Origin of the sequence: Corynebacterium mustelae (genome assembly GCF_001020985.1) — a bacterium.
Classification (GTDB): domain Bacteria; phylum Actinomycetota; class Actinomycetes; order Mycobacteriales; family Mycobacteriaceae; genus Corynebacterium; species Corynebacterium mustelae.
In genome coordinates this window covers 1728437-1740586 of the sequence record NZ_CP011542.1, presented here as the reverse complement: position 1 = coordinate 1740586, position 12150 = coordinate 1728437, and the positions used below count along the sequence as shown (strand labels likewise).

Genomic DNA, 12150 nt, shown 5'->3' with positions numbered 1-12150 from the left:
TGGTCAGGCTTTTGCGTACCTTCTAATCCAGCGTCCACGGAAGATCGCTGCCGATTGCTTCCGTGATGCTGGATAATCCGTGGGCACGCAACTGTGCTGCTATGCCGAGGTGAATATCTCTAATCCAATCTGGGCCGCCGTAAATTAACCCGGTATATCCCTGCAGTAATGTTGCACCCGCTGCGATTCGTTCCCATGCTTGCTGAGGCGTTGAGACTCCGCCGACACCGATGAGCACAAGTTTTCCGCCAACCCTGGCGTATAGCCGCCGCAATACTTCCAACGCACGATCGGCAACAGGCGGACCGGATAATCCACCTGCACCTATGGCCGCTATTTCCGTCGCAGGAGTAGCCAATCCATCGCGGGAAATCGTGGTGTTGGTGGCGACAATCCCGTCAAGGGATAGTTCTTCAGCGAGATCTGCTACCGCGTCGACGTCCTCGTCGCTTAAGTCCGGTGCGATTTTGACCAATACGGGAACTTCGGTCGATTCCTGCACTGCGGCCAAGATCGGACGAAGTGATTCCACTGCCTGGAGATCACGCAATCCAGGGGTATTAGGCGAGGACACATTAACCACCAGGTAATCAGCCAAATCACCCAACAGTGAAGCCGAACGGCGGTAGTCAGCCACCGCCTCTTCTGCTGGAATGACCTTTGTTTTACCGATATTGATGCCAATTACGTCGGTAGTGGTACGCCGCCGCAGATTGTGTGCCACCGCTAACGCACCAGCGTTGTTAAACCCCATGCGATTGATAATCGCTTTGTCCGCAGGCAAGCGGAATAGTCGTGGCGTGGGATTTCCCGGCTGTGGTTGTGCCGTAACCGTCCCAAGCTCAGCGAAGCCAAAACCAACGGCGCCCCACGCGTCAGGGGAGTGCCCATTTTTATCGAAACCAGCGGCCAGCCCGAGTGGCCGGGGAAAGTGAACTCCGAAAACTTCCTGGGAAAGAATCGGGTCATCGACAACCAGGAGCTTCCGCAGGCTGGAAGCAACAATAGGAGTCTTTTGCATGCCGCTCATTCCGGTTGCGATAAAACCGTGGATTCGCTCTGGCGGCAGTTTAAACATTGCTTTGAGCGCAGCACTATATGCTTTGGTGCGTAATGGGTGCTGGTTAGTGAAAGTCATAATCAACCTTTGATCGAAACAAAATTGGTACGTTATGTAACCCGAAAACAACTAGTTACGGCGAAATGACCTGAAGCCCATCGCCGGATTCCGAAGCTGCCACCACGACGCCATCTGGCATGACGGTGAGCGCGTGAACATTGGAAGCGGATGCGAAGGTTGCAGTTTCTTCGCCAGTCCCGGCCGAAATGGAATAACTACGTATTTGATTATCACTGGTAGTAGCAACCCAGACTAACTGGTTTTTCTGATCCCACGCGGCCGTCCAGGGGGACTGACCGTGAGTGGGTGTGGTTTGCTGCAAGCGAATGACATCGTCGGCAAGATAGATTCCGAATTGGTTGCCAATCGCATCGGCAGCGATCGCCATGCCATTTTCGCCGCCGGCAATCGTGCCGACTCCTAGGCCTACCCGTAGCTTTGCCCCCAAGGTTCGTTGATCAACGTTGATGTTTTGAATCACGGTTGCGGTTCGATTAATCCGGTAAACCGCGTCGGGTTTGTCGCCGTTTGCCACTGCCAGCAACTGGTCTGTCGGATCGTCGACGGTTAACGAAGTGGCCGTACCTGATGGGTCAATAACAAGTAACTCGGTGCGATCGGACGCTCCTGCCACGATGTCACCTGAACGGGTTTTGACCGCGGTGCTTAACGGGAAATCTGCGGCGAATAGCTGTGTGAGTTTTTCCCCGGATTTCGTCGACGGAGAAAGCGCATAGACTCCATCTGGGCAGGCAAAAATAAACTCATCGGTGGCATTTCCGCCGGTCATATCGCTACAGGCGGGGTCAATAGTGACTATCTGCGGTTCGGATTTTTTAAATGCATCTAAGGTTCCTAGGGCTACAGTATCGGTTGCCCGAATAGCAATAACATCACCGATGCGTTCTAGATCCTCGACTTTCGAGTACTTCTCGGCCAGCGAAATTACAGTTCCCTCCGGATCCGAGTCGGCGGGGGAGACCGCAGGGGTGGCGTTGCCCATAGCTTCGGGAAGTTTTTCTTCCACAGATGGCGGATTACATGCAGTTAGTAATATTCCGAGGCTGCATGTGAGGAGGATTTTAGCTTTCACAATCTTCCAGACTAGCAGCTGCACACTTAGGGCCATTACCTGGTGTACGGTTAACGCTTGTGTTGAATCTAAGTTATGTCGCCCAAGGCATGGCCACGCCAGAAGTTTCGGACCAAATGTCGTGGTTACAAGTCATCGTGTTGTCGATCGTTCAGGGATTGACCGAATTTCTCCCCATCAGTTCTTCCGGGCATTTGCGGATTGTTTCGTCGCTGCTTTTTGGGCAAGACGCTGGAGCGTCGTTTACGGCTGTCGTCCAGCTCGGAACCGAAGCGGCGGTGTTAGTGTTTTTCGCCAAAGATATTTGCCGCATCATTATCGGTTGGGTTCGTGGTCTCTTTGGCAAAGAGCAACGTGGTTTTGATTATCGCATGGGCTGGATGGTGATCGTCGGCACACTTCCGGTGGCCATTATTGGTTTCTTGGCCAAGGATTATATCCGTGAAGTTCTGCGGAATATGTGGATCACCGCAACAGTTTTGGTCCTTTTCTCTTTCGTGTTTATCGCAGCGGAAAAGTGGGGGAAGAAGGAGCGCGACTACGATCAGTTGACCATGAAAGACGCGATCGTAATGGGACTTGCGCAATGCTTGGCGCTTATCCCTGGTGTGTCTCGCTCCGGCGGCACGATCTCTGCCGGCTTATTCGTTGGCTTAAACCGCGAGGTCGCGGCGCGATTTAGCTTTTTACTTGCAATCCCTGCAGTGCTGGCCTCTGGGTTGTTCAGTTTGCCTGACGCCTTTGCGCCTCAAGCCGGACTAGCAGCTAGCGGTGTGCAGCTTCTGGTCGGTACTGTGATCGCTTTTGCGCTCGGTTATGCCTCCATCGCCTGGCTATTGAAGTTCGTTTCGCACCATTCGTTCAGCTGGTTCGCCGCCTATCGCATCCCAGTTGGTCTGTTCGTTATGGCACTTTTGGCGGCAGGAATCCTCACGCCTTAAGCTGGAAGCCATGCATGCATGGCCACAACCTTCGACCCCGCCAGTAATTGGCGGCACTCCTGCCACGTTAAAGCTTTTCGATACCGCCGACGAGGTAATCAAACCCGTATCGGTGGCGGACAATCATGTTGGTATGTACGTGTGTGGAATCACTCCTTATGACTCCACACACTTAGGGCATGCAGCAACGTATCTGACGTTTGATTTGGTGTACCGAATGCTTGTCGACGCTGGTATTGCGGTCACCTACGTGCAAAATGTGACTGACGTTGATGACCCACTATTCGAACGCGCTGAACGCGATGGCGTTGATTGGCGAGAGTTGGGCACCAGCCAGATAGATTTGTTTCGTTCGGATATGACGGCTTTGTCGGTGTTTCCACCCAAGCATTATGTGGGCGCTATGGAATCTGTTCCGGAAGTCATCGACATGGTGCAACACCTTTTAGATACCGGTGCGGCGTATATTGTTGCAGACAGTGAATTCCCCGATATCTATGCATCGATTTCCGCTACTGAACAGTTCGGTTATGAGTCGAATTACGACCGACCACAGATGTTGGAGTACTTTGCCGAACGTGGCGGCGATCCCGATCGCGTCGGGAAACGTGACCCACTAGATGCTTTAGTTTGGCGGGCTGAGCGTCCCGGAGAACCAGCCTGGGAGGCGCCGTTTGGTGCTGGTCGTCCAGGTTGGCACGTGGAGTGCTCCGCCATTGCACGCAATCGGTTAGGCAATACCTTCGCCATTCAGGGGGGTGGCAAGGATCTGATCTTCCCACACCACGAATTTTCTGCCGCGCACTCCGAAGCAGTCACCGGTTGCAGTCGGATGGCACAACATTATGTCCATACCGGGATGATCGGATTGGATGGCGTCAAGATGAGTAAATCGCTGGGAAACCTGGTTTTCGTGTCAAAGTTGCGTGAAGCAGGCCATGAGCCCTCTGGAATTCGGTTGGGTGTTTATTCGGGGCATTACCGCAGTGATCGCGATTGGTCTGAGCAGGTATTAGCTGATGCCAACGCCCGGCTACAGTTGTGGCGAGACGCAGTAGCGATCGAGAGCCCAGTTCCTGCGGCCGCAGAATTGGTGGCTACGGTGCGTGCGCACTTAGCGAATGACCTTGATACCCCAGCCGCGTTGGCGGCGATAGATACCTGGGCGCGAACGGTACGCAAACAAGGTACGCGCCACGGTAATAACGATGCTGGGATTATAGTGACGAACTTGGTTGACGGGTTACTCGGCGTGAGGATTTAACCATGATTCCGGAGAACTTCACCGCAATGGTGGATGATTTCATAGCCACGTTGCGAACGTTTGCCAGTGGCGATTACCTGCGCGATGAGGATCGTGAGTTCTGGGACCAACCGTATAATCCAGACGTATTAAACGAGCTCGACGAGATCTTCCGCAACTACCTTTCGGAAGTTCCGACGATCGCTAGTTCATTAAATACCGACGAGGCCGGTGCCCAGACTGTCTTGACATCAATCCGGGAGCTATATCATCGAATTTCGGCTTTCAATGCCACCCATGCATACGCAGTCATAGAACCCGAAGAAGACGCGGAAATCAACGATATTCTGCGATGCATTTGGCGACATTACGGTGTAATTCCGGCAATGTTGGAATCCATACCGCACCTTTTCGACGACGACAACGACCCGGTAAACATTTTGTAGTAACTTATACTTCGTTAAGTTATTTTTAGCGAGGTGTTAAGGTGGGTATGTTCGGAAAGACTACCGCTGCAGCGGTGTTATTGACGTTACTTCCAGTCCCGGTGGTTCACGCTCACGAAGCCACTCCGGCGTGTCCAAAGGTGGCAATTGTTGCTGCTCGGGGGAGCGAACAAAACGAAGAAATCCAGCCGACAACCTATTCCGAAGCTGCGCCCCAAGAGTTTTCTTCCACCGGTTTTGAAGGACCAAATATTCGAGGATTGCTGCAACATGCCGAATCGCGGTATTCCCAGGCACACCCCATGGTGTCGTTATTGAAAAACGTAGACGTGATTGACCTCAACGATGATATTTACCCAGCGGAACTCTATTTACCTGCGATTGCAGAAAAAGGGGAAGAGGTTAGTTTTGCCGAAGCTGCAAAGCGCCTGATCGGCATTGTGAGCAAGCAGTCACCAGACCGCATTATCCACACTGCGGTCACCGGCCTGGTCGAAGGCATGAAACACGCAAAAACGGCTGTTCCGCGCTATATTTCCGACTACGAACAGCACACCAATTGCCGCCCGTCATATATCTTGGTTGGTTTTAGCCAAGGCGCATTGCTGTTATCAAATTTAGAAAAGTTCTTCGCCGCAACAGGTCGACTAGCAGGCGTGGTGTATATCGGAAATCCGCTATTAGAAAAGAATCACCACCACGGCTTGGTGATTGGTGGCCCAGAATCCGGCACCGGACTATTAGGAGTCGTCGGCGAGCGCATCCGAGGCGAATTAAGTTTTGCCAAAGACGTTGATTACGCCGATGTTCCACGAATAAACGTCTGCCAGCGTGGTGATTTCGCTTGCGATACCACCGTCCATTCATTGTCGGCCTCTGCACGCAGCCGCGGCGGTATCCACAACAGCTACTTCCAAGAAGAAACCAAAACACCGGAAGAGGATTTAGCTGCGGATGAGCTTGCGAAATTGATTACCTCTCAAAGGTGAATATTATTCCATATCCGAACAGTGCAAGGCGAGTGGTGTTTGACCTTTGATTTCGGCGCCTTTAAGCGTCGAAAAGCAGGGCTAACACCTGGCAGTAACCGAAGCTTAATTGCTTAAAACTCCAGTTTCCGGACTAAGCTGTCTACCCGATGACTACGCAGTGTGACACCCTTCCATTAAAATCCACCGCTTTCCTTGACGCCCTACAGTCAACTGTCCTTATTGGGGACGGCGCCATGGGCACTCAGCTGCAAGGATTCGACCTTGACGTCGAAACTGATTTCCTCGGGCTTGAGGGCTGCAATGAGATTCTCAATGAAACCCGGCCAGATGTGGTTGCAAGTATTCACCGTTCATATTTCCTCGCAGGCGCAGATTTGGTGGAGACAAACACCTTTGGTTGTAATCTGCCCAACTTAGCGGACTACGGCATCGCAGATAGATGCGAGGAACTAGCGCATAAAGGCGTGGCGATCGCTAAATCTGTAGCAGAAGAATTAGGCCCTGGCCGTGAGGGTATGCCTCGATTCGTGCTGGGTTCGCTGGGGCCTGGAACCAAGCTGCCGTCACTTGGTCACGCCTCATTTAAGGATCTCAAGGAGTATTACCGGCTGGCTGCACGCGGAATGCTAACAGCAGACGCAGATGGCATTTTGGTAGAAACCGCACAAGATCTACTCCAAGTAAAAGCCACCATTCACGGCTGCTACGAAGCATTTGCTGAGTTCGGTTATCGGATTCCCATCGTATGTCACGTCACGGTGGAACAAACCGGAACGATGCTGCTGGGATCGGAAATTTCGGCAGCTTTAACCGCTCTAGAACCGCTCGGGATCGACATGATTGGATTGAATTGCGCCACCGGCCCGGATGAAATGAGCGAACACTTACGATATCTGTCAAAGAATTCGGAGATACCCGTATCTGTTATGCCCAATGCCGGCCTACCAGTACTTGGCAAAGACGGCGCAGTTTACCCATTGGAACCTGCCGGTTTAGCCACCGCTTTGAAAACCTTCGTTGAGGACTACGACTTGGCAATGGTTGGCGGTTGTTGCGGTACCACACCCGAACACATCACAGCCGTACGTGATGCAGTGATTGGCACTAAAGATGAGTTGGGCGCGGTGCCAGCCCAACGGGTTGTATCCCCATCTGATGCAGTTTCGTCGTTGTACACCACCGTAAATCTGACCCAAGACACCGGGATAACCATGATCGGTGAACGCACTAATGCCAATGGGTCTAAAGCGTTTCGCGAAGCGATGCTGGCAGGTGACTGGGAAACCTGCATTGATATCGCAAAACAACAAACCCGTGATGGTGCACACATGCTCGATTTATGTGTCGATTACGTCGGTCGAGACGGTAGGGAAGACATGGCCCAGTTGGCATCCTTGCTGGCCACCAGTTCCACGCTTCCGATAATGATCGACTCTACGGAACCTGAGGTCATTCGGGTTGGTTTGGAACATTTGGGGGGCCGGTGTGCGGTCAACTCCGTTAATTTTGAGGACGGCGATGGCCCCGATTCGCGGTACCAGCGAATCATGGCGCTGGTCAAACAGCATGGAGCTGCCGTGGTGGCGCTTACCATTGACGAAGAAGGCCAAGCGCGTACCGCCGAAAAGAAGGTGGAGATTGCCGAACGGCTAATCGCGGACATCACGGGAACGTGGGGGCTGGCGGAAAAGGACATCATTGTCGATACTTTGACCTTCCCTATTTCTACCGGCCAAGAAGAAACCCGGCGCGACGGCATCGAAACCATCAACGCTATTAGGGAACTAAAAACCAGGCATCCTGAGATTCACACGACGCTTGGGTTGTCTAATATCTCCTTTGGATTGAATCCGGCTGCACGGCAGGTACTTAATTCGGTGTTTTTGCATGAGTGCATCGCGGCTGGCCTTGATTCGGCGATCGCGCATAGTTCCAAGATTCTGCCGATGAATCGGATTGACGATAGGCAGCGCGAAGTCGCCTTGGATATGGTTTATGATCGGCGTCGGGATGGGTACGATCCGCTCCAGGTTTTCATGGAGTTGTTTGAAGGGGTTTCGGCGGCAGATGCGAAGGATGCCCGGGCTGAGGCCTTGGCGGCGTTGCCGCTTTTTGAGCGGTTAGCCCAGCGGATCATTGATGGCGAGAAGCAGGGTATTGAGCAGGATTTGGACGCCGCAATGACCGAAAAATCGCCTATTGAGATCATTAATCAGGACCTATTGGGCGGAATGAAGACAGTTGGTGAACTGTTTGGGTCGGGGCAGATGCAGTTGCCGTTTGTGTTGCAGTCTGCGGAAACCATGAAGCATGCGGTTGCGTATCTGGAGAGCTTCATGGAGGCTTCGGATGATTCCGGTTCCAAGGGAACAATGGTTATTGCCACGGTTAAAGGCGATGTTCATGATATCGGCAAGAACTTGGTTGATATTATTTTGAGCAATAACGGCTATAACGTGGTCAATATCGGGATTAAACAGCCGATTGCGACGATTATGTCTGCGGCCCGGGAGCACGGTGCGGATGTGATTGGAATGTCCGGGTTGTTGGTGAAGTCCACGGTGGTGATGAAAGAAAACCTCGAAGAGATGAATTCCCAACAGGCACACGATATTCCGGTAATTCTTGGTGGGGCTGCATTGACACGTACCTATGTGGAGCATGATTTGGATGACATTTATAACGGTGATGTCCATTATGCGCGGGATGCGTTTGAGGGATTGCGGTTGATGGATGAGATCATGGCGGCGAAGCGCGGTGAGGGGCCGGATCCTGAAAGCCCTGAGGCTATTGCGGCTAAGGAGAAGAAGGCGGAGCGCAAGGCTCGTCGGGAACGGTCGTTGCGTATCGCGGCGGAGCGTAAAGCTCAGGCGGAGCCGGTGGTTGTTCCAGAGCGCTCCGATGTTGCAGTGGATGTTCCGGTAGCTACACCGCCGTTTTGGGGCACGCGGATTGTTAAGGGGCTATCGGTGGCGGAGTATTTGCCGATGCTTGATGAGCGAGCGTTGTTCATGGGGCAGTGGGGGCTTAAGTCCAGTCGCGGTAATGGGCCTGACTATGAGGCTTTGGTGGAGCAGGAGGGTCGGCCACGGTTGCGGGCGTGGTTAGACCGGCTGAAGTCCGCAGGTATCCTGGACCATTCAGCTGTGGTCTATGGTTATTTCCCGGCAGTCAGTAATGGCGATGTTGTAGAGATCTTGGCGCAGCCTACCCCTGATGCAGATGTGGTTGAGACTTTTAGGTTTCCACGGCAGCAGCGTGGCCGGTTCTTGTGTATTTCGGATTTTATCCGAAGCCGCGAGTTGGCCGAAGCCACTGGACAGGTTGATGTCATGCCGTTTCAATTGGTGACGATGGGGCAGCCGATTGCGGATTTCGCCAATGAGCTTTTTGCCGCCAACGATTATCGGGATTATCTGGAAGTCCATGGCATTGGTGTGCAGCTCACCGAGGCGTTGGCGGAGTATTGGCATGCCCGGGTGCGTTCGGAATTGGCGTTGTCGGATGGTACCCATGCGGGTGATGCTGATGCTGCGGATACGGTGAGGTTTTTTGATTTAGATTATTTGGGTGCGCGTTATTCTTTTGGTTACGGCTCGTGCCCCGATTTGGAGTCGCGGATTGGGATGATGCGGTTGCTCAACCCCGAGCGGATTGGTGTCACGCTTTCTGAAGAATTGCAGTTACATCCGGAACAATCCACGGATGCTTTCGTGCTGTATCATCCAGAGGCTAAATACTTTAATGTCTAAACGGCATTAGCTTTACGACGCCCCCAGCTGGCTATTATTCACGGTTAGCGGGGGCGTTACTGTTCCTGTTACGTCTACAATTTAGAAGTTGAAAGTCAGGAATTTATTGTGAACCAACAAGTTCCTCACAGTCAACAGATGTAGTAATAGTTTCATGTGTGCATTGTTCGTTGACCGAGCTGGGAGAATTGTGGGAGCTGCTTAGCGTACTGTTCGCAGGAAACTCTCACGAGGTGGCACCAAGATTTGTGGTTCAAAAATATCGGGACTTAAGGGAATTAGACCCCTTTGGTGGAGTGGCTCTGCCAACTGAGCTAAAGTCCCATCAGTGGTTTAGCCAAAGTATAAGATCCCTGTGATAGTTTCGAAGAGAACTTCAGTGGGATTTTTGAAAGGAAATGCGAAGAATCGTGGGCTTAGAACAGCTTTTTATGGCAGAAAACCTCGTGCCATTGGTTGTGGGAATCATCGCAGTGGTGGTCATCATTAAGGTAATCAGTAGCGTGATTAAACGTATCGTGTCGATTGCTGTGGCCGCAGTTATCATTGGTGGCGGACAACAAGCCGGAGCGTTTGAGGGGCTCGGGGCGTTAAGCCATTTCTTCTCTTAATCGATAAGCTTTTCATTAATTTGCCCGGCGATGGTTTCCACTGAATGATTAGGTTCTATGGATGCGGTTTTATGGGACATGGATGGAACGCTGATCGATTCAGAACCGTTGTGGGAAATCGCAACGTATGAAATGAGCGAATCGCTCGGGCGGAGGCTTAGTCCTAAGCTGCGTGCGTTGACGGTGGGCGGTACTTTCCGTAACACAGCTGATATTTGTGCCGAGCATGCTGGGGTGACCCTGACTGAAGCTGATTACGGTCGTTTGCAACGCACGATGTTCGATCGGATGGCGGAGCTTCTAGTTCAGGCCCGGGTTAATCCTGGTATCCATCAGTTGTTGGCGGATGTATCTGAGGCTGGGATTCCTATGGCAGTGGTGACGAACACGCCACGAGAACTTGCAGAACCAGCGATATCAGCGATTGGTGCGGGTTTCTTTTCTGCGGTGGTATGCGGAGACGATGTGTCTGATGGTAAGCCGGATCCGCTGATCTACCGAACTGCGGCGGCGGTACTTAAGGTACCTACTTCCCGTTGTTTGGTGTTTGAAGATTCCACGACGGGAATGACCGCCGCTTATCGAGCGGGCTGTAAGGTTGTTGCGGCACCTGGGTCTGCTGAGACCAGGCCGCCTGGCACTCAGATTATGACGCCGCCCACGTTTGTGGGGGTGACGGCTGTCAAACTGCGCCACTGGTTTGAAGCTATGGAAGAATTACCAAAATGAAGAACTTTGATACCCTCTATTCCGAACTTCACCAACGAGTAGCCAAGCGGCCAGAAGGTTCGGGTACGGTTGCTGCCATTGACAAGGGTGTGCACCACTTAGGGAAGAAAGTAATCGAAGAGGCTGGCGAGGTGTGGATCGCTGCTGAGTATCAAACGGATGAACAGTTAGCCGAAGAAATCTCTCAATTGTTGTATTGGACCCAGACGGTCATGATTGCACGTGGCATTAGCCCAGAAGATGTTTATAAGTATCTCTAGTCCTAGTCAAGGAAGTTCCATGCTCAAGGTCGCCGTACCAAATAAAGGGTCCCTGTCCGAAGCTGCCGTTGAGATCCTCAAAGAGGCTGGTTATTCCACCCGAGGTGATTCCAAAGCGCTGACAGTGGAGGATAAGACCAATAATGTTGAGTTCTTTTTCCTCCGCCCCAAAGACATAGCGATATATGTTGCCAACGGACAGTTGGATCTTGGCATCACTGGTCGGGATCTCGCGGCTGATTCGTTAGCCGAAGTACAAGAAGTTCTTACGCTTGGATTTGGATCATCCACTTTTAGGTATGCGGCACCGGCGACAGAAGACTGGAGCGTCGATAAGCTTGAAGGCAAGCGCATTGCTACCTCGTATCCTAATCTCGTTCGCAGTGACTTAGCTCGGCGGGGGATTAGCGCTGAGGTGATTCGTCTTGATGGAGCGGTTGAAATTTCCATCAAACTCGGGGTGGCTGATGTGATCGCCGACGTCGTTTCTACTGGTCGCACGTTGCGTAAACAAGGATTAGCGCCTTTTGGGGAACCGCTAGTTGATTCCGAAGCAGTTGTGGTCGTCCGGCGCGATGCGGTGATCTCGCCGGATATGCAGGTGTTGTTGCGACGGATAGAAGGAATTTTGCATGCGCAAAATTTCCTCATGCTTGACTATAACGTTGAGCGTCGACTTCTCGATCAGGCAACCACAATTACTCCTGGGATTTCGGGACCAACAGTTTCTCCGCTAGCTAATGACAAGTGGGTCGCGGTACGCGCGATGGTGCCGAAAAAGCGCGCCAATTCGATCATGGATCAACTGGCGGATATCGGTGCGCAAGCTATTCTCGCTTCTGAGATAAGGATTGCCCGGATCTAGGCATCAGTGCGTTGTAACTTGTAGTCCACGGGGTGGATTTGGTGGCGTAAAGCACCCTCGCTTTTCGACGACCCGGGAGTTTCGTCGGTATTTATTTA

Annotated in this window: 11 protein-coding genes; 9 read left to right on the top strand and 2 right to left on the bottom strand. The window is 52.3% G+C overall.

What is annotated here, in order from left to right:
• Positions 1-22: 22 nt before the first annotated feature.
• Together CMUST_RS07950 and CMUST_RS07945 are read right to left on the bottom strand one after the other, a co-directional pair.
• Positions 23-1138 (bottom strand): quinone-dependent dihydroorotate dehydrogenase, encoded by a 1116-nt coding sequence (locus CMUST_RS07950; protein ID WP_047262070.1) that lies wholly within the window; start codon positions 1136-1138, stop codon positions 23-25.
• Between the two features lie 55 nt (positions 1139-1193).
• The gene (locus tag CMUST_RS07945) at positions 1194-2213 is read right to left on the bottom strand and encodes a WD40 repeat domain-containing protein (protein ID WP_236690092.1); all 1020 of its coding nucleotides are present in this window, start codon (positions 2211-2213) and stop codon (positions 1194-1196) included.
• Between the two features lie 89 nt (positions 2214-2302).
• On the opposite strand from CMUST_RS07945, the gene CMUST_RS07940 reads away from it, so the two are divergent.
• From CMUST_RS07940 to hisG, 9 genes are all read left to right on the top strand, one after another.
• Positions 2303-3154 (top strand): undecaprenyl-diphosphate phosphatase, encoded by an 852-nt coding sequence (locus CMUST_RS07940; RefSeq protein WP_047262069.1) that lies wholly within the window; start codon positions 2303-2305, stop codon positions 3152-3154.
• A gap of 10 nt (positions 3155-3164) precedes the next feature.
• Complete coding sequence (gene mshC / locus CMUST_RS07935) at positions 3165-4418, top strand: cysteine--1-D-myo-inosityl 2-amino-2-deoxy-alpha-D-glucopyranoside ligase (protein WP_047262068.1); 1254 nt, start codon at positions 3165-3167, stop codon at positions 4416-4418.
• Positions 4419-4420: 2 nt separating this feature from the next.
• Positions 4421-4843, top strand: a complete 423-nt coding sequence (locus CMUST_RS07930) for a hypothetical protein (RefSeq protein WP_052844591.1) — start codon at positions 4421-4423, stop codon at positions 4841-4843.
• A gap of 47 nt (positions 4844-4890) precedes the next feature.
• On the top strand, positions 4891-5832 hold the full coding sequence (locus CMUST_RS07925; RefSeq protein ID WP_047262067.1) for a hypothetical protein: 942 nt from the start codon (positions 4891-4893) through the stop codon (positions 5830-5832).
• A 149-nt stretch (positions 5833-5981) separates the two neighbouring features.
• Entirely contained in the window at positions 5982-9587 is a 3606-nt protein-coding gene (metH, locus tag CMUST_RS07920) for a methionine synthase (protein ID WP_047262066.1), read from the top strand.
• A gap of 398 nt (positions 9588-9985) precedes the next feature.
• Positions 9986-10198: a hypothetical protein gene (locus CMUST_RS07915; protein ID WP_144414154.1), complete on the top strand. Its 213-nt coding sequence runs from the start codon at positions 9986-9988 to the stop codon at positions 10196-10198.
• A 57-nt stretch (positions 10199-10255) separates the two neighbouring features.
• Entirely contained in the window at positions 10256-10927 is a 672-nt protein-coding gene (locus CMUST_RS07910) for an HAD family hydrolase (RefSeq protein ID WP_047262064.1), read from the top strand.
• The gene (locus CMUST_RS07905) at positions 10924-11187 is read left to right on the top strand and encodes a phosphoribosyl-ATP diphosphatase (protein WP_047262063.1); all 264 of its coding nucleotides are present in this window, start codon (positions 10924-10926) and stop codon (positions 11185-11187) included. The genes CMUST_RS07910 and CMUST_RS07905 overlap by 4 nt, the downstream gene beginning before the upstream one ends.
• Before the next feature lie 19 nt (positions 11188-11206).
• Entirely contained in the window at positions 11207-12052 is an 846-nt protein-coding gene (gene hisG / locus CMUST_RS07900) for an ATP phosphoribosyltransferase (RefSeq protein WP_047262062.1), read from the top strand.
• The last annotated feature ends 98 nt before the right edge of the window (positions 12053-12150 follow it).